Below are 26,121 nucleotides of genomic sequence, written 5' to 3'. Positions count from 1 at the left end.
TTTTTTTAAGGATTCAGGCGTGGCGAGCGCCGACAGGGTGTTGTTGATTATTAGCAGGCTTAACAATCAGAGTAAGCCACACCGAGGCGAAAAGCGCCACCCCCATAAAGATGTACGATGCGGACGGACTGCCGGTGGCACCGTTCAGGTAACCCACGAACCAGGAGCCGCAGAACGAACCCAGTGCACCCATACTGTTAATCAGCGCCATCGCGCCACCCGCAACGTTACGCGGCAGCATCTCGGGGATGATGGCGAAGAACGGTCCGTACGGGGCATACATGGCGGCACCGGCAATCACCAGCAGCGTATAAGAGACCCAGAAGTGGTTTGCGCCCACGGCCCAGGAGCCAATAAAGGCGAAGGCAGCAATCAGCAGCAGCGGCCAGACAAACAGCTTGCGGTTCTGCAGCTTGTCCGACGCCCAGGAGACGATAATCATCGCGATGGTTGCCGCCAGATACGGTACGGATGACAGCCAGCCTACTTCGACCATGCCGAGGTTTTCACCGCCGCTGCGGATAATGGACGGCAGCCACAGCACAAAGCCGTACACGCCAATGCTCCAGGTAAAATACTGTGCGCAGAGCAGGATCACGTTACGCGAGCGGAAGGCTTCACCATAGTTACGTACCGCCTTCAGACCTTGCTGTTCTTTATCCAGCTGCGCCTGCAGCGCCGCTTTTTCATCTTCGGAAAGCCACTTCGCCTGGGCAGGTTTATCTTTCACCAGCACCCACCAGCAGAAGGCCCAGATAATCGCCGGCACCCCTTCAATGATAAACATCTCGCGCCAGCCGAAGGACTGGATCAGGTAGCCCGACACCACCGACATCCACAGTACCGTGACCGGGTTACCGAGGATCAGGAAGGTATTCGCGCGCGAGCGCTCAGATTTGGTAAACCAGTTGCTGATGTAGATCAGCATCGCGGGCATAACCGCCGCCTCAACGACGCCGAGGATAAAGCGAATGGCGGCCAGGGCAGGAATATTGTTCACCATGCCGGTCAGTGACGCGCAGGCGCCCCACAGGATCAGACAGATGAAGATCAGCTTACGCACGCTGCGGCGTTCCGCATAAATCGCGCCGGGGATCTGGAAGAAGAAGTAACCCAGGAAGAAAAGGGCACCCAGCAGGGAGGAGATACCTTTGGTGATCCCGAGGTCCTCGGTGATCCCCGCTGCGGACGCGAAGCTGAAGTTGGCACGGTCAAGGTACGCCAGGCTGTACGTGATAAACACGATTGGCATGATGTACCACCAGCGTTTTACTGCATTGGTCGAACTATTCATAGGCTTGCCTCTGTTGTTGAGGTTGTTACCGCCGTTGTCTGTAGGGTACACGGTGGCTTAATTATTTGGTGCGGCTTGCTGCCCTCACCCTGGCCCTCTCCCACAGGGAGAGAGAATTTAAACGCCGAGCTGTGCTCGCGTTGGTAATCCTTCGCTGTCGCCCTGCACCTGAATGGCCAGCGAGCCAATCTTGTTGCCTCGCGCGACGGCCTGCGGCAGCGTTTTGCCTTCCAGCAGGGCGCTAATCACGCCCACGGCAAAGCCGTCGCCCGCGCCGACGGTGTCGACAACGTTCTCGACCTTCACTGCCGCGACCGCACCCTGTTCACCGTTGGCCGTTTTAAACCATGCGCCATCGGCACCGGTCTTCAGCACCACCGCTTTTACCCCTTTATTCAGGTAGAAGTCAGCAATGCCTTCCGGCGTGCTTTCGCCGGTCAGGATCATCCCTTCTTTCAGGCCTGGCAGAACCCAGTCCGCCCTGAACGCCAGACGGTTCAGTTTCTCCACCATTTCCGCTTCGCTTTTCCACAGCACCGGGCGCAAATTCGGATCGAACGAGATCGTTTTGCCCTGGGCTTTCAGGGTAGCTGCCGCATGATCCAGCAGTTCATACGAGCTGGCAGACAGCGCGGCTGCCACGCCGCTCAGATGAAGATGGCGCGCGGAGGCAAAGTAATCGGCGTGGTAATCCGCGACAGAGAGCTGGCTTGCGGCCGAGCCTTTACGGAAATACTCCACGATGGGATCGGTTCCATTTTCAACCTTAGATTTAAGCTGAAAGCCGGTAGGGAAGCGTCCGTCGAGGGTGACGCCAGTGGCATCAATCCCCTCTTTTTTCAGCGAATCGAGAACGAAATGGCCAAAGCTGTCATCCCCCACGCGGCTGACCCAGCCCACGTTCAGGCCGAGACGCGCCAGGCCGGTCGCGACGTTCAGTTCTGCGCCTGCGACGCGTTTGATAAAGTGCTCCACCGCACTCAGCTCACCCGTTTCGGTGGCGACAAACATGGCCATGGCTTCACCAATCGTGATGACATCCAGCGTCTTGTGCATGGTTTACTCCTCGCGCAGCAGGTTGACGTAATGGCGGGTAACGGCGGTTAAATCCGACCCTTCCAGCGGGAATTCGATACCGCGCGGGGCATCGGCAGGCAGCTGGCCGAGCAGATCCAGCCAGCGTGCATCGGCGCGGTCCGGTGCGACGGCGCGGAAGTTATCTTTATGCGGCACGGCGGCTTTCACGTGGATATAGCTCACTGCAGGGGCCAGATGACGCGCGGCCTCTTCCGGCGAGTCGCCCACCCACAGCCAGTTCCCCATGTCGAAGGTCAGCGTGACGGGGAGCGCCATTTCCCGACAGGCGGCCTGGAAGCGCTGCATGGGCGCGAGCTGTCCGCAGTCGGTCTGATCGTTCTCCACGACCAGCGCCATACCGCTGGTGTTCAATAGCGTACGCAGGGCGTCGAGCGGTTGCGTGTCGCTGAAATGGCCGAGGGAAACCTTCAGCCACAGGGCGTTCAGGGTGTTGGCTTCAGAGAGATAGTGGGGCAGGTCCGGGTTGAGGGTGCCGTCAGGCATAAACAGGGCTGCGGGTGCGGAGTAGCACGCCAGCAGGCCCAGCAGCTCAATGGATTCGCCCAGCGCAGGCAGCGCCAGCAGCTCTTCGCTGTTGAACAGCTCGCGGCGGATCTCCACGCCGTCTGCCCCCGCGCCAGCAATAACAGGGAGCATCGCCCGTTGACCTCCCGCCTGCCGCACCTGTTCCGCACCGTACGCGGCGGTGACCACCATAATTTTTCTGCCCATCTTCGGACTCCATCGCAACATATCAATACTATTACGCTAGATGGAACCGGTTCCAAAGAAAAGGTCAGGATGTTGAATTTATGATCGCTATCACAAGGGAAATTTAACGCGCGGTAGAGCCACGAACGATCAGTTCACCGGAGAAGACCTGCTCGCGAACGGCATCGCTGGTGCCTTCAATACGACGAACCACTTGTTCAACAGCAGCATAGCCAATCTGCCAGGTGGGTTGTTTGAGGGTGGTAATGCCTACGCCAGCCAGTTCCGCCCACTCCAGTTCATCGAATCCCAGCAGACCAATGTCGCTGCCCCAGTGCAGGCCAATGCGCTTGAGCGAGCGGGCAACCTGCAGGGTCAACGCCCCGTTGGCGGAGATAACGGCTTTTCGCATCCCACGATGGCGCATGTGGAACTGACGCAGGGTGTTGTCGAGCTGCGCGGCTTCGTGCAGCGGCGTTTCGGCATTTTCGGCGATCACGCCGGGATAACGCTCCAGCGTGGCGCGAAATGCGCTCAGGCGTTCACGACGGGTGTTGACCATCCCCAGCGGTTCACTCAGAAACAGAATGGCCTCGAAGCCCTGTTCAATCAGATGTTCGGTGGCGGTCGTCGCGGCCTGGGTGTTGTCCAGCCCGACCACGTCGCAGGCAAATTCCGGGATTTTACGGTCGATGAGGACCATGGGCAGGGAGGATTGCTGCAGGCGATTTAATCCTTCTTCACGCATGCCTACCGCGTTGACCACAATCCCTTCCACCTGATAGCTGCGCAGCAGGTCGAGATAATGCAGTTCCTGGTCGACTTCGTTGTTGGTATTACAGACCAGCGGCGTAAAGCCTTTCTCGCGACAGGCGGCTTCGATACCGCTGAGCACGTTCACGGAGTAGGGGTTGGTGATATCGGCGATGATCAGCCCGATAAGGCGGGTGCGGCCGCGTTTGAGCCCGCGCGCCATGAGGCTGGGACGGTAGTCGAGATCGGCAATGGCCTGTTCAATACGCGCCAGCAACGCATCGGACAGCAGGTGTTTCTCGCCGTTAAGATAGCGCGAAATGCTGGTTTTACCGGTTTTGGCGGCTTTCGCCACGTCGCTGATGGTGGCCCGGGCTGGTTTGCTCATCACTGATTTCCCTGAATTTAGTGAGAATACCTTAGCGGGAAAATCGGACGAATCAAGTAATTTGCCCGGTGGCGCTGCGCTTACCGGAGGTTGCGGTCTGATGCCCTCACCCCAACCCTCTCCCACGGGAGAGGGCGCAAACACTAAAAACGGCAACGGGGTTGCCGTTTTGCTTTTACCTACTGAATTGGGCTTAACGTAATCTCAACACGGCGGTTCTGCGCTTTGCCTTCCGCCGTGCTGTTGCTGGCGATAGGGTTGGCAGGGCCCATGCCGCTGGTGCGGATGCGGTTTGCTTCAACGCCCTGGGTGATGAGTGAGCTGGCCACGGCATCGGCGCGCTGCTGGGACAGACGCATGTTCAGATCCTGGCTGCCGGTGCTGTCGGTATAGCCCATCACGTTCACCGCGGTCTTGTTGTACTCTTTCAGCACCATCGCCACGCCGGTCAGGGTATTCGCGCCAGCCGGTTTCAGCGTTGCGCTGCTGCTGTCGAAGGTCACGTTATTCGGCATGTTCAGGATGATGTTATCGCCGCTGCGCGTCACGCTCACGCCGGTTCCCTTCATTTTGTCGCGCAGTTTTGCTTCCTGCACGTCCATGTAATAGCCAACGCCGCCGCCCAGCGCTGCGCCCGCTGCTGCGCCAATCAGCGCGCCTTTGCCGCGGTCTTTCTTGGAGGAGGAGAGCGCCCCAACGCCTGCGCCGACCAGCGAGCCGATACCCGCGCCAATGCCGGATTTACCCGCTTCGCGTTCACCGGTGTAAGGGTTGGTTGTGCAGCCAGAAACAGCCAGGGCACCGCTCACCAGAGCGGCAATAACGAGTACGCGTTTTTTCATCTTCTTTCCTTAATCCTTTTTATTCTTTGCCACGGCGAGCGTGGCAGTTGATTATGACGTCCAGATACGGAGAAAATTCCGGGTATAACTCTGAAATTTGTGACAAACCATAAACGGCCTCAACAAGAAGGCCGTAAACCTGCACGCAACCAGGAGCGCACGCTTGAGCACCTCAACGAAAACCATTCTGACCGCCGCCCACTGGGGGCCGATGCTGGTCGAAACCGACGGCGAAAACGTTCTGTCATCTCGCGGAGCATTGCCAACACAACATCCCAACTCTTTACAGACCGTCGTTCGCGATCAGGTGCATAGCAAAACGCGCGTGCGCTGGCCGATGGTGCGTAAAGGTTTTCTGGCCTCGCCGGACAAGCCGCAGGGTATTCGCGGGCAGGATGAGTTTGTTCGCGTGAGCTGGGATGACGCGCTGGCGCTGATCCACACCCAGCACAAGCGCATTCGCGACAGTTACGGTCCGTCGTCGATTTTCGCCGGGTCCTACGGCTGGCGCTCTAATGGGGTGCTGCATAAGGCGTCGACGCTGCTGCAGCGCTATATGAGCCTGGCGGGAGGCTATACCGGTCATCTGGGGGATTACTCCACCGGTGCGGCGCAGGCGATCATGCCGTACGTCGTGGGCGGGAACGAAGTGTATCAGCAGCAGACCAGCTGGCCGCTGGTGCTGGCGCATACCGACGTTGTAGTGCTGTGGAGCGCTAACCCTCTTAACACGTTGAAAATTGCCTGGAATGCCAGCGACGAGCAGGGCATTGGCTATTTCGACGCGCTGCGCAAAAGCGGCAAGCGCATCATCTGCATTGACCCGATGCGCTCTGAAACCCTGGATTTCTTCGGCGACAGCGCCGAGTGGATTGCCCCGCATATGGGCACCGACGTGGCAATGATGCTGGGTATCGCCCATACGCTGGTGGAAAACGGCTGGCACGATGTCGAATTCCTGACGCGCTGTACCACCGGCTTCGATAAGTTCGCCGACTACCTGACGGGCCAGTCCGATGGCGTGGCGAAAACGGCAGAGTGGGCAGCAGAGATTTGCGGTGTTCCTGCGGATAAACTCCGCGAACTGGCGGCGTTATTCCATAAAAATGCCACGATGTTAATGTCCGGCTGGGGGATGCAACGCCAGCAGTTTGGCGAGCAGAAACACTGGATGCTGGTGACCCTTGCCGCGATGCTTGGGCAGATCGGTACGCCGGGCGGCGGTTTTGGTCTCTCCTATCATTTTGCCAATGGCGGTAACCCCACGCGTAAAGCGGCGGTGCTGGCGTCTTTGCAGGGCTCGGTGCAGGGCGGCGTGGATGCGGTGGATAAAATCCCGGTGGCGCGTATTGTTGAAGCCCTGGAAAATCCGGGCGGGTTCTATCAGCACAATGGTCTGGACCGCCACTTCCCGGATATTAAATTTGTCTGGTGGGCGGGCGGGTCAAACTTCACGCACCATCAGGATACCAATCGCCTGATCCGCGCCTGGCAGAAGCCGGAGCTGGTGGTGATTTCAGAGTGCTTCTGGACCGCTTCGGCGAAACACGCCGATATCGTCCTCCCGGCGACCACCTCGTTTGAGCGTAACGATCTCACCATGACCGGCGACTACAGCAATCAGCATATGGTCCCGATGAAGCGCGTTGTCGCCCCGCGTGATGAAGCGCGTGACGATTTTGACGTGTTTGCTGAACTGAGCGAACTGTGGGAAGCGGGCGGTCGGGCGCGTTTTACTGAAGGGAAAAGCGATCTGCAATGGCTGGAGACGTTCTACCAGATTGCCGGGCAGCGCGGCGCGGCGCAGGGCGTGACGCTTCCGCCATTTGCTGAGTTCTGGGAGGCGAACCAGATTATTGAAATGCCGGAGAGCGAACAGAACGCGCAGTTTGTTCGTTTCGCTGATTTTCGACGCGATCCGGAGAACCATCCGCTGAAAACCGAGAGCGGAAAGATTGTGATCTACAGCGAGCGTATCGCCAGCTTTGGCTATGCTGACTGCCCGCCGCATCCTACGTGGCTCGAGCCGGACGAATGGCACGGCAACGCCCGGCCGGATCAGCTGCAGGTGTTGTCTGCCCATCCCGCGCACCGTCTGCACAGTCAGCTTAACTATACCTCCCTGCGCGAGCAGTATGCGGTCGCCGGACGAGAGCCGATCACGCTGAATACCCTCGACGCGAAAGCGCGCGGGATTGCGGACGGCGACGTGGTGCGCGTCTGGAATTCGCGTGGACAGGTGCTGGCAGGGGCGGTGGTGAGCGACGGTATTAAGCCGGGCGTGATCTGCATTCATCAGGGCGCATGGCCTGACCTTGAGCTCGCCGAAGGCGGTATCTGTAAAAACGGGGCGGTTAACGTGCTGACCAAAGATCTCCCCAGCTCGAAGCTGGGGAATGGCTGCGCAGGAAACACGGCGCTGGCCTGGGTCGAGAAATATACGGGTCCCGAGCTTACCTTAACGGCATTTGATCCGCCTGCCAGCTCATGATCCACGTCGGGTGCTGGGTGTCATCCTGCCAGGCGCTGTCTTCAATGCGAAAGCCCTGCGCATGGTAGAAGTTCACTGCCCGGACATTTTTCTGATACACCTCCAGGGTTAAGTGCGGAAAGCGCTGTTGAACATGGTTCAGCAGCGCGCGCCCGATGCCTTTCCCGATGCATGACGGCGCCACAAACAGGGCGCCGACAAACTGAGACTGCATCACGCTGATAAATCCGCAAGGTTCGCCGTCCTGTTCCCAGACCCAGGTTTCAGCGGAGGGCAGGTAAACATCCCGCACCATGGCCTCATTCTCTTTCCAGTAATTCGGCGCGATAAACGGATGCGCTTCTGTAGTGCTTTCAAGCCACAGGCTCAGAAGCGGCGCGGTATTTTCACTTTGCCATTTGCGGATCATGATGGCCTCCCGGATGACAGAAGCAGCCGGTAACGTGGTCGTTGACCAGGCCACAGGCCTGCATAAAGGCGTAGCAGATGGTGGAGCCGACAAACTTAAAGCCGCGTTTTTTCAGGGCCTTCGAGAGCGCATCCGAGGCTGGAGTGGAGGCCGGGATGTCCGCGAGCGTGGCGGCCTGCGTGACTTGCGGAGTGTTGTTCACAAACGTCCAGACAAAATCTGAAAATGATTCGCCGTTTTGTTCCATCGCCAGATAAGCCCGTGCGTTACCGATGATGGCCTGGATCTTACCGCGATGGCGGATGATGCCGGCATCCTGCACCAGTCGCTCGACGTCCTCATCGGTCATCGCGGCGACGGCGACGGGATCGAACTGATGGAAGGCGTTGCGGTAATTTTCGCGTTTCTTCAGTACCGTAATCCATGACAACCCCGCCTGCTGGCCCTCAAGGCAGATCATCTCAAAGAGCTTTTTACCATCCGTTTCCGGCACGCCCCATTCCCGATCGTGATAGTCGATATAAAGCTGATCCTGGCTTACCCAACCGCAACGTTCCATCCGTCATCTCCCTTATTGATACTGATTTCGCAAAAATTTCGTTCTGACTGGCTTGACGTGTTTACTATAAAGACAATAGTTAATACAGGGCTATAAGCTCTTCCTGAATAACGACAAATATCGCCGAATTCGGCTCTCTCTGGGGTCGCGTTGATGATGATAAAAAAAATCAGTGGTCGCCATGCTGTGTCTGGCCTGGTGGGAATTTCAGCCTGCCTGTTTTTTTGTAATACAGCGTCTGCCTGGCAACAGGAATATATCGTTTCAGACGCCCAAAATAATACGGCGGAACGCTATACATGGGACGCGGATCACCAACCGCGCTATGAGGATATTCTCGCTGAGCGTATTCAGTCTTCGCAAAACGCCCCGGGTCTTGCCCTGAATATACCGTCTGGCAGTACGGCAGAGGGGGCGATGAGCGTGGGCTGGAATTTTCCAGTTTCAGCGCGCATCACCACTGGCCCGGTGGTGGCGTGGCGTTATGACGGCACGGCTCCCATGATGATCAACGAGTTTGGGGATAGCGCGTCGACACAGTCAGTCACGGACCCGCTCTGGCATGCCAGCATCAGCACGCTGGGGTGGCGCGTGAATACCCAGTACGGCGATCTCCGGCCCTGGGCGCAGATCAGCTATAACCAGCAGTTTGGTGAAAATCAGTGGAAATCGCAGTTTGGTATGCCACAAACGCCCGCCCCTGCTCAAAACGGTAGTTGGATGGATGTCACCGTAGGAACGGATATTCCCTTTAATACGCACATGGCGGCCTATGCGTCGCTGGCTCAGGGGGAGCATACCACTACCGGTGAGGAGTTTTTATACACCCTCGGCGTCAGCGCGAATTTCTAGAGTTGTTACTTTTTTAAACGTTACGATAACATCTCGAATACAACAACCACAGGGTTTACAGCGATAGCAGGTACTAACACGCTATCGCTTTATTCCCGTGCCAGGTCATTCATTCCCGATTCCAGGCATTTCATTCCGTTCCGCCTGCATTTCATGCCATTTTACCCCAGGCATATTAAGGTTTTGTTTATCGTTGTCCTCAGCGAACTTCCTTAATTTCTCTTGCAGGACAACTGCCATGAACACATCAACCTATAACCGCACGCGCTGGCTCACGCTCTTTGGTACCATCGTCACTCAGTTTGCGCTGGGGTCGGTCTATACCTGGAGCCTGTTTAACAGCGCGCTTTCCGACAAACTCGGCGCCCCGGTCAGTCAGGTCGCGTTCTCCTTTGGTTTGCTGAGCCTGGGTCTGGCGATTTCATCTTCCGTCGCGGGCAAGCTGCAGGAGCGTTTTGGCGTGAAGCGCGTGACCATGGCGTCCGGTATCCTGCTGGGGCTGGGCTTTTTCCTGACCGCGCATTCCAGCAACCTGATGATGTTGTGGCTAAGCGCTGGCGTGCTGGTGGGGCTGGCGGACGGTGCGGGGTATCTGCTGACGCTGTCAAACTGCGTGAAGTGGTTCCCGGAACGTAAAGGCTTAATCTCCGCGTTTGCCATTGGTTCTTACGGTTTAGGCAGCCTCGGGTTCAAATTTATCGACGCCCATCTGCTGGCGTCCGTCGGTCTCGAAAAAACCTTCATGATCTGGGGCGCTATCGTGCTGGTGATGATTCTGTTCGGCGCCACGCTGATGAAAGATGCGCCGCAGCAGGAAGTGAAATCTGTAAACGGCGTGGTGGAGAACGACTTCACCCTCGCGCAGTCCATGCGTAAGCCACAGTACTGGATGCTGGCGGTGATGTTCCTGACGGCCTGCATGAGCGGTCTGTATGTCATCGGCGTGGCGAAAGATATCGCGCAGGGGATGGTGAAACTGGATGCAGCCACGGCGGCCAACGCGGTGACCGTGATTTCCATTGCTAACCTCTCAGGTCGTCTGGTCCTCGGTATTCTGTCTGACAAAATTGCCCGCATCCGCGTGATTACGATTGGGCAGGTGGTTTCGCTGGTCGGTATGGCGGCGCTGCTGTTTGCTCCGCTGAATGAAGCCACCTTCTTCGCGGCGATTGCCTGCGTGGCCTTTAACTTCGGCGGCACCATTACCGTCTTCCCGTCACTGGTGAGCGAGTTCTTTGGCCTGAACAATCTGGCGAAAAACTATGGGGTTATCTATCTGGGCTTCGGGATTGGCAGTATCTGCGGCTCGCTGATTGCCTCCCTGTTCGGCGGGTTCTACGTGACCTTCTGCGTGATCTTTGCCTTGCTGATTATCTCGCTGGCGCTGTCCACGACGATTCGTCAGCCGCAGCGTGAAGTCTTCAAAGAGGTGCACGCCTGAGACGTTAAATAAGGCCGGTTATCCGGCCTGTTTCTTATGTGAAAACCGAGGCTTTGCTGGCGTTGTCAAATTCCTGAAGTGTTTTTTGTAAATAACTGTACCGATCACACACTCTGCTGCCACTTTTCCCTTCCTCTGTGGTCTACTTACCACGCCTGTCGTCGTTTCACTGAACGATCCCCTGTGCGTATATGTAATCTGCCCACGTAATAATCAGCGTGGGCGGTGGTACTGTCCCTTGTTCCGGGTAGCTTGCATGAAATACATTAAATCGATGGCGCAACAAAAGCTCTGCTTTTTGCTGGCGTTGTACATCGGCCTGTTTATGAATGGCGCAGTTTTTTTTCGTCGGTTTGACGGTTATGCGCATGATTTTACCGTCTGGAAAGGAATTGCAGCGGTTGTCGAATTGGTCGCTGCGGTACTGGTCACCTTCTTTTTATTCCGTATTCTTACCCTGTTTGGCCGTCGCGTGTGGCGAGTGCTGGCAACGTTTATCGTGCTGTGCTCGGCGGGTGCCAGCTATTACATGACCTTTATGAACGTGGTGATTGGCTACGGCATTATTGCCTCGGTGATGACCACGGATATCGACCTCTCTAAAGAGGTTGTAGGGCTCCACTTTATTCTCTGGCTGGTGGCCGTCAGCGCCTTGCCGCTGCTGCTCATCTGGAGCAACCGCTGCCGCTACACGCTGGTTCACCAGATCCGCACGCCCGGAAAGCGATTCAGAAGCGTCGCCGTGGTGTTGCTGGCGGGCCTGATGGTCTGGGGGCCGATTCGCCTGCTGGAAGTGAAGCAGAAGAATGATGAACGTACCTCCGGCGTGGATCTGCCAAGCTATGGCGGTGTGGTCGCCAACTCGTATTTGCCGTCTAACTGGATCTCCGCGCTGGGGCTGTATGCGTGGGCGCAGGTGGATGAATCCTCGGATAATAAGTCGCTGATAAACCCGGCGAAGAAATTTACCTATGTTGCGCCAAAGGATATCGACGATACCTACGTCGTCTTTATTATCGGAGAGACCACGCGCTGGGATCATATGGGTATTCTCGGCTATAACCGAGATACCACGCCGAAACTGGCGCAGGAAAAGAACCTGATTGCCTATCGTGGCTATTCCTGTGATACCGCCACCAAGCTCTCCCTGCGCTGCATGTTTGTGCGCGAAGGCGGGGCGAGTGACAACCCGCAGCGTACGCTAAAAGAGCAAAACGTCTTCTCGGTGCTGCATCAGCTTGGATTTACGTCTGACCTCTATGCGATGCAGAGTGAGATGTGGTTCTACAGCAACACCATGGCGCAAAACATTTCCTACCGCGAGCAGATTGGCGCAGAGGCGCGCAACCGTGGAAAACCTGTCGATGACATGCTGCTGATAGATGAGATGAAACTCTCCCTCAACGGTAAGCCTGATGGCAAGCACATGATCATCCTGCATACCAAAGGGTCGCACTTTAATTACACCCAACGCTATCCGCGTAGCTTTGCCAAATGGACGCCGGAATGTGTCGGGGTGGATAAAGACTGCACCAAAGCGCAGCTGATTAACTCCTACGATAACTCCGTAATGTATGTGGATCACTTTATTGATACGGTGATTGACCAGGTTCGTGATAAGAAAGCGATCGTCTTCTATGCGGCAGACCACGGTGAATCCATCAATGAATACGAGCATCTCCACGGTACGCCACGCAAGATGGCGCCGCCGGAGCAGTTCCGCGTGCCAATGATGGTGTGGATGTCCGACAAGTATCTGGAAGACCCGGAGAAAGCGAAGATGTTTGCTCAGCTGAAGAAAGAGGCGGAGATGAAGGTGCCGCGTCGTCACGTTGAGCTGTATGACACCATCATGGGGTGTCTCGGCTATACCTCACCGGATGGTGGAATTAACGAAAACAACAACTGGTGTAAACTCCCCGATAACAGCGCAAAAGCCGCGCAGTAGCTGCTCTGGCGAGAATATCGCCAGTTGAATGGCTTTTTGAAAATAAGGGATTGACGGGGGCGCACCTCAGCAGTAAGATGCGCTCCGCATTCGGCGAGTAGCGCAGCTTGGTAGCGCAACTGGTTTGGGACCAGTGGGTCGGAGGTTCGAATCCTCTCTCGCCGACCACATTCTGAAAAGGGCTAACCGCAAGGTTAGCCCTTTTTGCATTATGACCTTACCCCACCAGAGTATCCAAAACGCCTGTTAGACCGGCTTCTCCCTGTCTGTTAACGATTTTGTGACATAATCCATTGTATTTTTTTATATATAGATTGATCTTTTTTCGCGTTGCTTATGGATAACCTCAGCATTTTTCGCTGTGCGTTTTAACGTTCGCGGTATTTAGTGCTCAGATAATCACCATTCTGCAAGAAAATTTACCCATTCTGAATAAAAGTTAATCACTGATTGTGGCGAAATAGGGAGAGAGTTGTGCTGCAACATGGCGAGTAGCATAAATTTCCCTGCTGAAAACTGGCGCTCATGGTTTTTTTAATCTTTGTTTGCGGTTTCTCACACTCAGCGTAAATCCCCGTCACCTGTATTGACGTTTTCACATTCTGTTGACAGATTGTAGGGCATGAGGGGCATTTCAGGGACGATCTGCGCTGCAACTCAAACGCTCTTCTGAAAGGATTCTCCATCCCTTTAACGCCTTCGGGCACCTCCGACCGGACCGGGTAAAAAATAAATAAAGGTCTGGCGGCGTAACACAACAAAGCAAAACATCACATTGGAGCAGAATAATGAGTATTTCCTTGAAGAAGTCAGGGATGCTGAAGCTTGGTCTGAGCCTGGTGGCTATGACCGTGGCAGCAAGCGTACAGGCAAAAACCCTGGTTTACTGTTCTGAAGGCTCGCCGGAAGGCTTTAACCCACAGCTCTTTACCTCTGGTACGACGTACGACGCAAGCTCTGTACCGATCTATAACCGTCTGGTTGAATTCAAAACCGGTACCACGGAAGTGATTCCGGGTCTGGCTGAGAAGTGGGACGTCAGCGAAGACGGTAAAACCTATACCTTCCACCTGCGCCAGGGCGTGAAGTGGCAGGACAGCAAAGATTTCAAACCAACGCGCGACTTTAATGCCGACGACGTTGTGTTCTCCTTCGATCGTCAGAAAAACGCCCAGAACCCGTACCACAAAGTCTCTGGCGGCAGCTATGAATACTTCGAAGGGATGGGCCTGCCGGATCTGATCTCTGAAGTGAAAAAAGTGGACGATAATACCGTTCAGTTCGTGCTGACGCGTCCTGAAGCGCCGTTCCTGGCTGACCTGGCCATGGACTTCGCCTCTATTCTGTCCAAAGAGTACGCAGATAACATGCTGAAAGCCGGTACGCCGGAGAAAGTCGATCTGAACCCAATCGGTACCGGTCCATTCCAGCTGCTGCAGTACCAGAAAGACTCCCGTATTCTGTATAAAGCATTCGAAGGCTACTGGGGCACCAAGCCGAAGATTGACCGTCTGGTCTTCTCCATCACGCCAGATGCGTCCGTACGTTATGCAAAACTGCAGAAAAACGAATGCCAGGTGATGCCATACCCGAACCCGGCAGACATCGCCCGCATGAAGCAGGACAAGAACATCAACCTGCTGGAGCAGGCTGGCCTGAACGTGGGCTATCTCTCCTTCAACACCGAGAAGAAACCGTTTGATGACGTGAAAGTGCGTCAGGCGCTGACCTACGCGGTGAACAAAGAAGCGATTATCAAGGCGGTTTACCAGGGCGCTGGCGTTGCAGCCAAAAACCTGATCCCACCAACCATGTGGGGCTATAACGACGACGTTAAAGACTACTCCTACGATCCTGAGAAAGCGAAAGCGCTGCTGAAAGAAGCGGGTCAGGATAAAGGCTTCACCGTCGAGCTGTGGGCGATGCCGGTACAGCGTCCGTACAACCCGAACGCACGCCGTATGGCAGAAATGGTTCAGGCTGACTGGGCTAAGATTGGCGTTCAGGCCAAGATTGTGACCTACGAGTGGGGCGAGTACCTGAAGCGCGCCAAAGCGGGTGAGCACCAGGCAGTCATGATGGGCTGGACCGGTGATAACGGGGATCCGGACAACTTCTTCGCCACCCTGTTCAGCTGCGCGGCGGCAAAAGACGGTTCTAACTACTCTCGCTGGTGCTACAAGCCGTTTGAAGACCTGATCCAGCCGGCGCGTGCGACCGACGATCACAACAAACGTATTGAACTGTACAAGCAGGCACAGGTTGTTATGCACGATCAGGCTCCGGCGCTGATTGTTGCTCACTCCACCGTGTACGAGCCAGTGCGTAAAGAAGTGAAAGGCTACGTGGTTGATCCACTGGGCAAACACCACTTCGAAAACGTATCGGTTGAATAATTAAAAGCAACGCCAGGCGGCGCTGCGCTTGCACTGGCCTACGGTATGTAGGCCGGGTAAGCGTAGCGCCACCCGGCAGCAGTGCTTAATTCTCTCTCTGAAAGGAGAGGGGATAAGATTTATGAGCAATACAGACGTCACGCCACTGGTCGTGCGTCATCAGAGAGAATCCGGGTTATGTTGCAGTTCATCCTCCGACGTCTGGGACTTGTTATCCCCACGTTTATCGGTATCACCCTTCTCACTTTTGCCTTCGTCCATATGATCCCCGGCGACCCGGTAATGATTATGGCGGGCGAGCGTGGTATTTCCCCTGAGCGCCATGCACAGCTGCTGGCTGAACTCGGTCTCGATAAGCCGATGTGGCAGCAGTATCTCCACTATATCTGGGGCGTGCTGCACGGTGATTTAGGGATTTCGTTGAAAAGCCGTCTTCCGGTGTGGGACGAGTTCGTGCCGCGTTTTAAAGCGACACTGGAGCTTGGCGTCTGCGCCATGATTTTCGCCACCGCGGTGGGTATTCCTGTCGGGGTACTGGCTGCCGTCAAGCGTGGCTCTATTTTTGACCATACCGCCGTGGGCCTGGCGCTGACCGGCTACTCCATGCCTATCTTCTGGTGGGGCATGATGCTGATCATGCTGGTCTCGGTGCAGCTTAACCTGACACCGGTCTCCGGGCGCGTCAGCGATATGGTCTTCCTGGATGACACCAACCCGCTCACCGGCTTTATGCTGATTGATACGGCTATCTGGGGTGAAGAAGGCAACTTCATGGATGCTGTCGCGCACATGATCCTGCCTGCCATGGTGCTGGGCACCATTCCTCTGGCGGTGATCGTCCGTATGACCCGTTCATCGATGCTGGAAGTGCTGGGTGAGGATTACATCCGCACCGCCCGCGCCAAGGGCCTGACGCGTATGCGCGTCATTATCGTCCATGCGCTGCGTAACGCCATGCTGCCGGTAGTGACCGTTATCGGTCTCCAGGTGGGGACGTTGCTGGCGGGGGCGATCCTGACCGAAACCATCTTCTCCTGGCCGGGCCTGGGCCGCTGGCTGATTGACGCGCTGCAGCGCCGTGACTATCCGGTTGTGCAGGGCGGTGTACTGCTGGTCGCGACGATGATTATCCTCGTCAACCTGCTGGTCGATTTGCTGTACGGCGTGGTGAACCCGCGTATTCGTCATAAGAAGTAAGGGGCCATCATGTCACAGGTTTCTGAAAACAAAGTTGTTGCTGCACCGGTTCCGATGACGCCGATGCAGGAGTTCTGGCACTACTTCAAGCGCAACAAAGGTGCGGTGGTGGGGCTGGTGTATGTCGCTATCATGATCCTGATTGCGGTGTTCGCAAACGTGCTGGCGCCGTATAACCCGGCGGATCAGTTCCGCGATGCGCTGCTCGCCCCGCCTGCCTGGCAGGACGGCGGTAGCCTGGCGCACCTGCTGGGGACCGATGATGTGGGCCGCGATGTGCTGTCGCGTCTGATGTACGGTGCGCGCCTGTCGCTGCTGGTCGGCTGTCTGGTGGTGGTGTTATCCCTGATTATGGGGATCGTACTGGGTCTGGTTGCCGGTTACTTCGGCGGCATTGTTGATAACATCATCATGCGTATCGTCGACATCATGCTGGCGCTGCCAAGCCTGTTGCTGGCGCTGGTGCTAGTGGCGATCTTCGGGCCGTCGATCGGTAACGCCGCCCTGGCGCTGACGTTCGTGGCGCTTCCTCACTACGTGCGTTTAACCCGCGCGGCGGTGCTGGTGGAAGTGAACCGCGACTACGTCACGGCGTCTCGCGTAGCGGGGGCCGGTGCGATGCGCCAGATGTTTGTCAATATCTTCCCGAACTGCCTTGCGCCGCTGATCGTTCAGGCGTCGCTCGGTTTCTCTAACGCCATTCTTGATATGGCCGCTCTTGGCTTCCTGGGCATGGGTGCGCAGCCGCCAACACCGGAGTGGGGCACCATGCTCTCCGACGTGTTGCAGTTCGCACAAAGCGCCTGGTGGGTTGTCACCTTCCCGGGTCTGGCAATCCTGCTGACGGTGCTGGCATTTAACCTGATGGGTGATGGCCTGCGTGATGCGCTTGATCCCAAACTGAAGCAGTAAGAGGCACGAGATGGCGTTATTAAATGTAGATAAATTATCGGTGCACTTCGGCGATGAAGGCACCCCGTTTCGCGCCGTGGACCGCATCAGCTACAGCGTAAATCAGGGCGAAGTGGTGGGTATCGTAGGAGAGTCCGGTTCCGGTAAGTCCGTCAGCTCGCTGGCGATCATGGGGCTGATTGATTATCCGGGCCGCGTGATGGCGGAAAACCTGCAGTTCAACGGTCAGGACCTGAAGCGCATTTCTGAAAAACAGCGCCGCCAGCTGGTGGGCGCGGAAGTAGCGATGATTTTCCAGGATCCGATGACCAGCCTGAACCCGTGCTACACCGTCGGTTTCCAGATTATGGAAGCGATTAAGGTGCACCAGGGCGGGAATAAGAAAACCCGTCGTCAGCGGGCGATCGATCTCCTGAACCAGGTGGGTATTCCTGACCCGGCTTCGCGTCTGGACGTTTACCCGCACCAGCTTTCCGGCGGGATGAGCCAGCGCGTGATGATCGCCATGGCAATTGCCTGTCGGCCAAAGCTGCTGATTGCGGATGAACCGACGACGGCGCTGGATGTGACCATTCAGGCACAAATCATCGAGCTGCTGCTAGAGCTGCAGCAGAAAGAGAATATGGCGCTGGTGCTGATTACGCACGATCTGGCGCTGGTGGCCGAAGCTGCACACAAAATCATCGTAATGTATGCCGGCCAGGTGGTCGAGACCGGAAATTCGCACGATATCTTCCGCGCGCCGCGTCACCCGTATACCCAGGCGCTTTTACGCGCGCTGCCGGAGTTTGCTCAGGATAAAGCGCGTCTGGCATCGCTGCCGGGTGTGGTGCCGGGTAAATATGACCGTCCGCAGGGCTGTCTGCTCAATCCGCGCTGTCCGTATGCGACGGACAAATGCCGGGCGGAAGAGCCAGAGCTGAACCAGCTGGCTGACGGTCGTCAGTCGAAATGCCACTACCCACTCGATGATGCCGGGAGGCCAACACTATGAGTACGCAACAGGCCACCACGCAACAGCCGCTGCTGCAGGCCATCGACCTGAAAAAATATTACCCGGTGAAGAAGGGACTGTTTGCCCCTGAACGCCTGGTGAAAGCGCTGGACGGCGTCTCCTTTAACCTCGAACGCGGTAAAACGCTGGCGGTGGTGGGAGAGTCAGGCTGCGGGAAATCGACGCTGGGCCGTCTGCTGACGATGATTGAAGTGCCGACCGGCGGTGAACTTTATTATCAGGGCCAGGATCTGCTCAAGCACGATCCGCAGGCGCAGAAGCTGCGTCGCCAGAAAATCCAGATTGTGTTCCAGAACCCGTATGGTTCTTTGAACCCGCGTAAAAAAGTGGGGCAGATTCTGGAAGAGCCGCTGCTGATTAACAGCAATCTGAGCAAAGAACAGCGCCGTGAAAAAGCGCTGGCGATGATGGCGAAGGTCGGCCTCAAAACCGAGCATTACGACCGCTATCCGCATATGTTCTCCGGTGGTCAGCGTCAGCGTATCGCCATCGCACGCGGTCTGATGCTTGACCCGGACGTGGTGATTGCCGACGAGCCGGTGTCGGCGCTCGACGTCTCCGTGCGTGCGCAGGTGCTGAACCTGATGATGGATCTGCAGCAGGAGCTGGGACTCTCTTACGTGTTCATCTCCCACGACCTGTCGGTGGTGGAGCATATTGCCGATGAAGTGATGGTGATGTACCTGGGGCGCTGCGTGGAGAAGGGGACCAAAGACCAGATCTTTAATAACCCTCGTCACCCGTACACCCAGGCGCTGCTGTCCGCGACGCCGCGTCTGAACCCGGACGATCGTCGTGAGCGTATTAAGCTGACGGGAGAGCTGCCAAGCCCGTTAAATCCGCCGCCGGGATGTGCATTCAATGCCCGCTGCAGCCGTCGCTTTGGCCCCTGCACCCAGCTACAGCCGCAGCTGAAGGATTATGGCGGCCAGCTGGTGGCCTGCTTTGCGGTCGATCAGGATGAAAACGGCGAGAAGCCACATGCATAACGAAAAAAACCGGCGTTAAGCCGGTTTTTTTATGTCTGCTTTATTATTTCCGCAGGCGAATCTGGTCGACGGCGTGCTTTTCGCTCTTGGTGAGGATCAGGCTCGCACGCTCGCGCGTCGGCAGGATGTTCTCTTTGAGATTCACGTAGTTGATCTCATTCCACAGCCCCGTCGCCACATTGATCGCTTCTTCTTCAGACAGCTGAGCATAGTGGTGGAAATAGGAGTCCGGATCGGTGAAGGCCCCTTCGCGGAACTTCAGGAAGCGGTTGATGTACCAGTTCTGCAGCAGGTCTTCCGGCGCATCGACGTAAATAGAGAAATCGACGAAATCCGAGACAAAGACGTGATGCGGGTCGTGAGGATAGTCCATGCCGCTTTGCAGCACGTTCAGACCTTCCAGAATGAGAATATCCGGCTGGACCACCGTTTTATCCCCACCCGGGATGCGATCGTAGATCAGGTGCGAATAGACCGGCGCTGTCACGTGAGGCACGCCGGATTTCAGGTCAGAGACAAATTTCACCAGACGGTGCATATCATAAGAGAGCGGGAAGCCTTTCTTCTTCATCAGCCCGCGTTCTTTTAAGACTTCGTTTGGATGCAGGAAGCCGTCGGTCGTGATCAGCTCCACGCTGCGGTGTTCCGGCCAGCGGCTCAACAGCGCCTGCAAAACGCGTGCGGTGGTACTTTTACCCACGGCCACGCTGCCTGCGATACTAATGATATAAGGAATGCGTTGACCGTTCGTCCCGAGAAACTGCTCCAGCACCGCCTGACGACGCAGGTTCGAGCTGATATAGAAGTTAAGCAAGCGAGAGAGGGGGAGATAAATTTCTGCCACCTCTTCAAGGGACAGATCTTCGTTTATCCCTTTTAACCGTGCGATTTCACCTTCCGTCAGCGTCATAGGGACGGAATCACGCAGGGCAGCCCACTGGCTGCGGTTAAAGTGAAGATAAGGCGTCATTAACGTTTGCTCTTTTTTGCTCATAAGCATGCTTCAGTGAGCCAGCGCTATACTGCCGGATCGTGGCTCATCACACAGTTAATTTTGGACAATGGGCAGGAGGTTAACACCAGATGGCAGGAATAATAAGAAAAAAGATGGATAGCGCTGCGTTACGCGGAAGCCGTCACGCTATGGTGTATATAGTGTAAATCACGCGTGCATGTTGATTATTTGACCCGCAATGACTACTTTTACAGCGCTTAGCGCTTCGTTCGCATAAAATGTGAGCGAAAGAACGTTTTATGCAAATTTTTAGTTGCATGACCGCGCAGGTATCCATAGAATGCGCGCTACTTGATGCCGACTTAGCTCAGTAGGTAGAGCAACTGACTTGTAATCAGTAGGTCACCAGTTCGATTCCGGTAGTCGGCACCATCAAGTCCGGTGGGGTTCCCGAGCGGCCAAAGGGAGCAGACTGTAAATCTGCCGTCACAGACTTCGAAGGTTCGAATCCTTCCCCCACCACCACTTTCTGGCAGCGTAAATGCCGCCGGAGCTGGTTGGAAAAATTAGCCAGCTCAAACTGAAAAAGAGAGAAATCTCTTTTTTTGTTACAGAAAGAACTGGGTAGCCGAGTTTCAGGATGCGGGCATCGTATAATGGCTATTACCTCAGCCTTCCAAGCTGATGATGCGGGTTCGATTCCCGCTGCCCGCTCCAATACGTGCTGATATGGCTCAGTTGGTAGAGCGCACCCTTGGTAAGGGTGAGGTCCCCAGTTCGACTCTGGGTATCAGCACCACTTCACTTCTCCTTCCCGTTTCTCTCTGTTTCAATTTTACTGTATTCAACAATTCAGGCATTTCGCCTGGTTGATGTGGTGATATCACCGATTTATCCGTGTCTTAGAGGGACAATCGATGTCTAAAGAAAAGTTTGAACGTACAAAACCGCACGTTAACGTCGGTACTATCGGCCACGTTGACCATGGTAAAACAACGCTGACCGCTGCAATCACTACCGTTCTGGCAAAAACCTACGGTGGTTCTGCTCGTGCATTCGACCAGATCGATAACGCACCAGAAGAAAAAGCTCGTGGTATCACCATCAACACCTCACACGTTGAGTACGACACCCCGACTCGCCACTACGCACACGTAGACTGCCCAGGCCACGCCGACTATGTTAAAAACATGATCACCGGTGCTGCGCAGATGGACGGCGCGATCCTGGTTGTTGCTGCGACTGACGGCCCAATGCCGCAGACTCGTGAGCACATCCTGCTGGGTCGTCAGGTAGGCGTTCCTTACATCATCGTGTTCCTGAACAAGTGCGACATGGTTGATGACGAAGAGCTGCTGGAACTGGTAGAGATGGAAGTTCGTGAACTGCTGTCTCAGTACGATTTCCCAGGCGACGATACCCCAATCGTTCGTGGTTCTGCTCTGAAAGCGCTGGAAGGCGAMGCTGAGTGGGAAGCGAAAATCATCGAACTGGCTGGYTTCCTGGATTCTTACATCCCAGAACCAGAGCGTGCGATTGACAAGCCATTCCTGCTGCCAATCGAAGACGTATTCTCCATCTCCGGTCGTGGTACCGTTGTTACCGGTCGTGTAGAGCGCGGTATCATCAAAGTTGGTGAAGAAGTTGAAATCGTTGGTATCAAAGAGACTGCGAAGTCTACCTGTACTGGCGTTGAAATGTTCCGCAAACTGCTGGACGAAGGCCGTGCTGGTGAGAACGTTGGTGTTCTGCTGCGTGGTATCAAACGTGAAGAAATCGAACGTGGTCAGGTTCTGGCTAAGCCAGGCTCAATCAAGCCACACACCAAGTTCGAATCTGAAGTGTACATCCTGTCCAAAGACGAAGGCGGCCGTCATACTCCGTTCTTCAAAGGCTACCGTCCACAGTTCTACTTCCGTACTACTGACGTGACCGGTACCATCGAACTGCCAGAAGGCGTTGAGATGGTAATGCCAGGCGACAACATCAAGATGGTTGTGACGCTGATCCACCCAATCGCGATGGACGACGGTCTGCGTTTCGCAATCCGTGAAGGTGGCCGTACCGTTGGCGCGGGCGTGGTTGCTAAAGTTCTCGGCTAATTGCTGATAACATTTGACGCAATGCGCAATAAAAGGGCATCATTTGATGCCCTTTTTGCACGCTTTCACGTCAGAACCTGGCTCATCAGTGATTATTTTTGTCATAATCATTGCTGAGACAGGCTCTGCAGAGAGCGTATAATTCGAAAAGCGAATTAGCATTTCGATTTGGTTTGCCTCGCAATCGCGGGGTGAAAATGTTTGTAGAATACTTCTGACAGGTTGGTTTATGAGTGCGAATACCGAAGCTCAAGGGAGCGGGCGCGGCCTGGAAGCGATGAAATGGGTAGTAGTAGCCGTTCTGCTGATCGTAGCGATTGTCGGCAACTACCTTTATCGTGACATGATGCTGCCGCTACGCGCGCTTGCAGTGGTAATTCTGATTGCTGCAGCGGGTGGTGTCGCGCTGTTGACGACGAAAGGCAAAGCGACTGTCGCTTTTGCTCGCGAAGCGCGTACCGAAGTCCGTAAGGTAATTTGGCCGACTCGCCAGGAAACATTGCACACCACGCTGATCGTAGCGGCGGTTACCGCTGTAATGTCACTGATCCTGTGGGGACTGGATGGTATTCTGGTTCGCCTGGTATCCTTTATCACTGGCCTGAGGTTCTGAGATGTCTGAAGCCCCTAAAAAGCGCTGGTACGTCGTTCAGGCGTTTTCCGGTTTTGAAGGCCGCGTAGCAACGTCGCTGCGTGAGCATATCAAATTACACAACATGGAAGAGTTATTTGGCGAAGTTATGGTTCCGACCGAAGAAGTGGTCGAGATCCGTGGCGGCCAGCGTCGCAAAAGCGAACGCAAATTCTTCCCGGGTTACGTGCTGGTTCAGATGGTGATGAACGACGCGAGCTGGCACCTGGTGCGCAGCGTACCGCGCGTGATGGGCTTTATCGGCGGCACGTCTGACCGTCCGGCGCCAATCAGCGACAAAGAAGTGGATGCGATTATGAACCGCCTGCAGCAGGTTGGTGATAAGCCGCGTCCGAAAACGCTGTTTGAACCGGGTGAAATGGTGCGTGTTAATGACGGTCCGTTTGCTGACTTTAACGGCGTCGTTGAAGAAGTGGACTACGAGAAGTCCCGCCTGAAAGTTTCTGTATCTATCTTCGGTCGTGCGACCCCGGTAGAACTGGACTTTGCTCAGGTCGAAAAAGCCTAAGCAGCGATCAAAAAAGCGACGATTTAATCGTTGCACAGGGCGCGAGATTGGAATACAATTTCGCGCCTTTTGTTTTTATGGGCCCGGCCCGTAAAACGAATTTTATTCACGGGGAGCCTCACTGAGGCGCTATTACCCAATCAGAGGATTTTAGAATGGCTAAGAAAGTACAAGCCTACGTCAAGCTGCAGGTTGCAGCTGGTATGGCGAACCCAAGTCCACCAGTTGGTCCAGCTCTGGGTCAGCAGGGTGTGAACATCATGGAATTCTGTAAAGCGTTCAACGCAAAAACTGAATCCCTGGAAAAAGGTCTGCCAATCCCAGTCGTAATCACTGTTTACGCTGACCGTTCTTTCACTTTCGTTACCAAAACCCCTCCAGCAGCAGTTCTGCTGAAGAAAGCGGCTGGTATCAAGTCTGGTTCCGGTAAACCGAACAAAGACAAAGTGGGTAAAATTTCCCGCGCTCAGCTGCAGGAAATCGCGCAGACCAAAGCTGCCGACATGACTGGTGCCGACATTGAAGCGATGACTCGCTCAATCGAAGGTACTGCACGTTCCATGGGCCTGGTAGTGGAGGACTAAGAAATGGCTAAACTGACCAAGCGCATGTCCGTGATCCGTGACAAAGTTGATGCGACCAAACAGTACGACATCAACGAAGCTATCGCTCTGCTGAAAGAACTGGCAACTGCTAAGTTCGTTGAAAGCGTTGACGTTGCCGTTAACCTGGGCATCGACGCGCGTAAATCTGATCAGAACGTTCGTGGCGCAACTGTACTGCCACACGGTACTGGCCGTTCCGTACGTGTAGCTGTATTTGCTCAGGGTGCAAACGCTGAAGCTGCTAAAGCTGCCGGCGCTGAACTGGTAGGTATGGAAGATCTGGCTGATCAGATCAAGAAAGGCGAAATGAACTTTGACGTTGTTATTGCTTCTCCAGATGCAATGCGCGTTGTTGGCCAGCTGGGCCAGGTTCTGGGTCCACGCGGCCTGATGCCAAACCCGAAAGTGGGTACTGTAACGCCTAACGTTGCTGAAGCGGTTAAGAACGCTAAAGCAGGTCAGGTTCGTTATCGTAACGACAAAAACGGCATCATCCACACCACCATCGGTAAAGTGGACTTTGACGCTGACAAACTGAAAGAAAACCTGGAAGCTCTGCTGGTTGCGCTGAAAAAAGCAAAACCAACTCAGGCGAAAGGCGTGTACATCAAGAAAGTTAGCATCTCCACCACCATGGGTGCAGGTGTTGCAGTTGACCAGGCTGGCCTGAGCGCTGCTGCAAACTAATGCCTTTACGTGGGCGGTGATTTTGTCTACAATCTTACCCCCACGTTTGCTAACAAAAGTTAGCGGCTAAAAGATTTGTTCGTTGGAGCCTGGCCTAATCCAGGCCTCCGTCGAAGACCGCAGGTGTTTCGCAAGAGACTTAATCCCCTGCGTAGACGGTGACAGAACGCTAAGATTATTTTTGGATACTCTGGCTTGTTTCTGCTCACCGTATTAAGACGCTCTTTCCGTTGGGAAGAGTGAAGTGAGTTCCGGAACATGAGTTCCGGCAAACATCCAGGAGCAAAGCTAATGGCTTTAAATCTTCAAGACAAACAAGCGATTGTTGCTGAAGTCAGCGAAGTAGCCAAAGGCGCGCTGTCTGCAGTAGTTGCGGATTCCCGTGGCGTTACTGTAGACAAAATGACTGAACTGCGTAAAGCAGGTCGTGAAGCTGGCGTATACATGCGTGTTGTTCGTAACACCCTGCTGCGCCGCGTAGTTGAAGGTACTCAGTTCGAGTGCCTGAAAGACACGTTTGTTGGTCCGACCCTGATTGCATACTCTATGGAACACCCGGGCGCTGCTGCTCGTCTGTTCAAAGAGTTCGCGAAAGCGAATGCAAAATTTGAGGTCAAAGCTGCAGCCTTTGAAGGTGAGTTGATCCCGGCATCGCAAATCGATCGCCTGGCAACCCTGCCGACCTACGAAGAAGCAATTGCACGCCTGATGGCAACCATGAAAGAAGCTGCGGCTGGCAAACTGGTTCGCACTCTGGCTGCTGTACGCGATGCGAAAGAAGCTGCTTAATCGCAGTTATCTTTATAAAGCATTTGCTTACGTATAAACTTATTCTGATTTTCAGGAACAATTTAAATGTCTATCACTAAAGATCAAATCATTGAAGCAGTAGCAGCTATGTCCGTAATGGACGTTGTAGAGCTGGTTTCTGCAATGGAAGAAAAATTCGGTGTTTCTGCTGCTGCTGCTGTAGCTGTAGCTGCGGGCCCGGCTGAAGCTGCTGAAGAAAAAACTGAATTCGACGTAATTCTGAAAGCTGCTGGCGCGAACAAAGTTGCTGTTATCAAAGCAGTACGTGGCGCAACTGGCCTGGGTCTGAAAGAAGCTAAAGACCTGGTAGAATCTGCTCCAGCTGCGCTGAAAGAAGGCGTGAGCAAAGACGACGCAGAAGCACTGAAAAAATCTCTGGAAGAAGCTGGCGCTGAAGTTGAAGTTAAATAAGCCAACTTTTCTGGTTGCAGCCTAAGTCATTAGGCTGATGGCTGGTGACTTTTTAGTCACCAGCCTTTTTGCGCTGTAAGGCATCAGTAGCATTTCACACTGTTTGACTGCTGATTG

The 26,121-nt window shown here is 55.0% G+C and carries 24 protein-coding genes and 5 tRNA genes; 21 read left to right on the top strand and 8 right to left on the bottom strand.

The window, feature by feature from the left end:
* Positions 1 to 13: 13 nt before the first annotated feature.
* The 5 genes from BFG58_RS20795 to BFG58_RS20775 all read right to left on the bottom strand — a co-directional run bounded on the left by BFG58_RS20795 (position 14) and on the right by BFG58_RS20775 (position 5,065).
* A complete protein-coding gene (locus BFG58_RS20795; protein ID WP_045907864.1) occupies positions 14 to 1,294 on the bottom strand; it encodes an MFS transporter in 1,281 nt (426 codons plus the stop codon).
* A 117-nt stretch (positions 1,295 to 1,411) separates the two neighbouring features.
* Positions 1,412 to 2,350 carry a sugar kinase gene (locus BFG58_RS20790; RefSeq protein ID WP_069720482.1) on the bottom strand — a complete coding sequence of 313 codons (939 nt, stop codon included), beginning with the start codon at positions 2,348 to 2,350 and terminating at the stop codon, positions 1,412 to 1,414.
* A 3-nt stretch (positions 2,351 to 2,353) separates the two neighbouring features.
* Positions 2,354 to 3,103, bottom strand: coding sequence for a sugar phosphate isomerase/epimerase (locus tag BFG58_RS20785; protein WP_025910491.1), 750 nt, complete (start codon positions 3,101 to 3,103; stop codon positions 2,354 to 2,356).
* A gap of 103 nt (positions 3,104 to 3,206) precedes the next feature.
* A complete protein-coding gene (locus tag BFG58_RS20780) occupies positions 3,207 to 4,223 on the bottom strand; it encodes a LacI family DNA-binding transcriptional regulator (RefSeq protein WP_045907861.1) in 1,017 nt (338 codons plus the stop codon).
* Between the two features lie 179 nt (positions 4,224 to 4,402).
* Positions 4,403 to 5,065 carry an OmpA family lipoprotein gene (locus BFG58_RS20775; protein ID WP_024909080.1) on the bottom strand — a complete coding sequence of 221 codons (663 nt, stop codon included), beginning with the start codon at positions 5,063 to 5,065 and terminating at the stop codon, positions 4,403 to 4,405.
* A gap of 211 nt (positions 5,066 to 5,276) precedes the next feature.
* Here BFG58_RS20775 and BFG58_RS20770 point away from each other — a divergent pair, with 211 nt between their 5' ends.
* A complete protein-coding gene (locus BFG58_RS20770; protein WP_069720540.1) occupies positions 5,277 to 7,556 on the top strand; it encodes a molybdopterin guanine dinucleotide-containing S/N-oxide reductase in 2,280 nt (759 codons plus the stop codon).
* Here the strand turns inward: BFG58_RS20770 and BFG58_RS20765 are convergent.
* The gene (locus BFG58_RS20765; RefSeq protein ID WP_069720481.1) at positions 7,519 to 7,965 is read right to left on the bottom strand and encodes an N-acetyltransferase; all 447 of its coding nucleotides are present in this window, start codon (positions 7,963 to 7,965) and stop codon (positions 7,519 to 7,521) included. The genes BFG58_RS20770 and BFG58_RS20765 overlap by 38 nt on opposite strands.
* Complete coding sequence (gene tag, locus BFG58_RS20760; protein ID WP_045907859.1) at positions 7,943 to 8,524, bottom strand: DNA-3-methyladenine glycosylase I; 582 nt, start codon at positions 8,522 to 8,524, stop codon at positions 7,943 to 7,945. Before tag ends, BFG58_RS20765 begins: the two co-directional genes overlap by 23 nt.
* A 153-nt stretch (positions 8,525 to 8,677) precedes the next feature.
* On the opposite strand from tag, the gene BFG58_RS20755 reads away from it, so the two are divergent.
* The 9 genes from BFG58_RS20755 to dppF all read left to right on the top strand — a co-directional run bounded on the left by BFG58_RS20755 (position 8,678) and on the right by dppF (position 19,274).
* A complete protein-coding gene (locus tag BFG58_RS20755) occupies positions 8,678 to 9,376 on the top strand; it encodes an autotransporter domain-containing protein (protein ID WP_048028038.1) in 699 nt (232 codons plus the stop codon).
* A 238-nt stretch (positions 9,377 to 9,614) separates the two neighbouring features.
* Positions 9,615 to 10,817 (top strand): MFS transporter, encoded by a 1,203-nt coding sequence (locus BFG58_RS20750; RefSeq protein WP_008502767.1) that lies wholly within the window; start codon positions 9,615 to 9,617, stop codon positions 10,815 to 10,817.
* Between the two features lie 256 nt (positions 10,818 to 11,073).
* Positions 11,074 to 12,765, top strand: coding sequence for a kdo(2)-lipid A phosphoethanolamine 7''-transferase (eptB, locus tag BFG58_RS20745; RefSeq protein ID WP_045907857.1), 1,692 nt, complete (start codon positions 11,074 to 11,076; stop codon positions 12,763 to 12,765).
* A gap of 91 nt (positions 12,766 to 12,856) precedes the next feature.
* Positions 12,857 to 12,933 (top strand) — tRNA-Pro (locus tag BFG58_RS20740).
* Positions 12,934 to 13,553: 620 nt separating this feature from the next.
* A complete protein-coding gene (dppA, locus tag BFG58_RS20735) occupies positions 13,554 to 15,161 on the top strand; it encodes a dipeptide ABC transporter periplasmic-binding protein DppA (RefSeq protein WP_045907856.1) in 1,608 nt (535 codons plus the stop codon).
* A 177-nt stretch (positions 15,162 to 15,338) separates the two neighbouring features.
* Entirely contained in the window at positions 15,339 to 16,358 is a 1,020-nt protein-coding gene (gene dppB / locus BFG58_RS20730) for a dipeptide ABC transporter permease DppB (RefSeq protein ID WP_024909087.1), read from the top strand.
* A 9-nt stretch (positions 16,359 to 16,367) separates the two neighbouring features.
* Positions 16,368 to 17,270, top strand: a complete 903-nt coding sequence (dppC, locus tag BFG58_RS20725; RefSeq protein ID WP_008502771.1) for a dipeptide ABC transporter permease DppC — start codon at positions 16,368 to 16,370, stop codon at positions 17,268 to 17,270.
* Positions 17,271 to 17,280: 10 nt separating this feature from the next.
* Positions 17,281 to 18,264: a dipeptide ABC transporter ATP-binding protein gene (dppD, locus tag BFG58_RS20720; RefSeq protein ID WP_008502772.1), complete on the top strand. Its 984-nt coding sequence runs from the start codon at positions 17,281 to 17,283 to the stop codon at positions 18,262 to 18,264.
* The gene (gene dppF / locus BFG58_RS20715; protein ID WP_032644494.1) at positions 18,261 to 19,274 is read left to right on the top strand and encodes a dipeptide ABC transporter ATP-binding subunit DppF; all 1,014 of its coding nucleotides are present in this window, start codon (positions 18,261 to 18,263) and stop codon (positions 19,272 to 19,274) included. The genes dppD and dppF overlap by 4 nt, the downstream gene beginning before the upstream one ends.
* A 43-nt stretch (positions 19,275 to 19,317) precedes the next feature.
* Here dppF and coaA read toward each other — a convergent pair whose 3' ends face one another.
* A complete protein-coding gene (gene coaA, locus BFG58_RS20710; RefSeq protein ID WP_021242480.1) occupies positions 19,318 to 20,268 on the bottom strand; it encodes a type I pantothenate kinase in 951 nt (316 codons plus the stop codon).
* A 317-nt stretch (positions 20,269 to 20,585) separates the two neighbouring features.
* Between coaA and BFG58_RS20705 the strand changes: the two genes are divergently transcribed.
* The 11 genes from BFG58_RS20705 to rplL all read left to right on the top strand — a co-directional run bounded on the left by BFG58_RS20705 (position 20,586) and on the right by rplL (position 26,004).
* Positions 20,586 to 20,661, top strand: a tRNA-Thr gene (locus tag BFG58_RS20705).
* An 8-nt stretch (positions 20,662 to 20,669) separates the two neighbouring features.
* Positions 20,670 to 20,754, top strand: a tRNA-Tyr gene (locus tag BFG58_RS20700).
* Between the two features lie 117 nt (positions 20,755 to 20,871).
* A tRNA-Gly gene (locus BFG58_RS20695) sits at positions 20,872 to 20,946 on the top strand.
* Positions 20,947 to 20,952: 6 nt separating this feature from the next.
* A tRNA-Thr gene (locus tag BFG58_RS20690) sits at positions 20,953 to 21,028 on the top strand.
* 118 nt (positions 21,029 to 21,146) lie between these two features.
* A complete protein-coding gene (gene tuf, locus BFG58_RS20685; protein ID WP_069720480.1) occupies positions 21,147 to 22,331 on the top strand; it encodes an elongation factor Tu in 1,185 nt (394 codons plus the stop codon).
* Between the two features lie 229 nt (positions 22,332 to 22,560).
* Entirely contained in the window at positions 22,561 to 22,944 is a 384-nt protein-coding gene (gene secE / locus BFG58_RS20675) for a preprotein translocase subunit SecE (RefSeq protein WP_003862342.1), read from the top strand.
* Between the two features lies 1 nt (position 22,945).
* A complete protein-coding gene (gene nusG, locus BFG58_RS20670; RefSeq protein WP_003862341.1) occupies positions 22,946 to 23,491 on the top strand; it encodes a transcription termination/antitermination protein NusG in 546 nt (181 codons plus the stop codon).
* 155 nt (positions 23,492 to 23,646) lie between these two features.
* Entirely contained in the window at positions 23,647 to 24,075 is a 429-nt protein-coding gene (gene rplK, locus BFG58_RS20665) for a 50S ribosomal protein L11 (protein ID WP_008503452.1), read from the top strand.
* Between the two features lie 3 nt (positions 24,076 to 24,078).
* Positions 24,079 to 24,783 carry a 50S ribosomal protein L1 gene (gene rplA / locus BFG58_RS20660; RefSeq protein ID WP_006810530.1) on the top strand — a complete coding sequence of 235 codons (705 nt, stop codon included), beginning with the start codon at positions 24,079 to 24,081 and terminating at the stop codon, positions 24,781 to 24,783.
* A gap of 291 nt (positions 24,784 to 25,074) precedes the next feature.
* Positions 25,075 to 25,572, top strand: a complete 498-nt coding sequence (gene rplJ / locus BFG58_RS20655; RefSeq protein ID WP_003862338.1) for a 50S ribosomal protein L10 — start codon at positions 25,075 to 25,077, stop codon at positions 25,570 to 25,572.
* 66 nt (positions 25,573 to 25,638) lie between these two features.
* The gene (gene rplL / locus BFG58_RS20650) at positions 25,639 to 26,004 is read left to right on the top strand and encodes a 50S ribosomal protein L7/L12 (protein ID WP_002445276.1); all 366 of its coding nucleotides are present in this window, start codon (positions 25,639 to 25,641) and stop codon (positions 26,002 to 26,004) included.
* Positions 26,005 to 26,121 lie beyond the last annotated feature (117 nt).

Origin of the sequence: Enterobacter sp. ku-bf2 (assembly GCF_001742765.1) — a bacterium.
In the GTDB taxonomy this organism is placed as follows: Bacteria; Pseudomonadota; Gammaproteobacteria; order Enterobacterales; family Enterobacteriaceae; genus Enterobacter; species Enterobacter quasiroggenkampii.
Note: the sequence above shows the minus strand (reverse complement) of the source record. Positions and strands in the feature narration are given on the sequence as shown.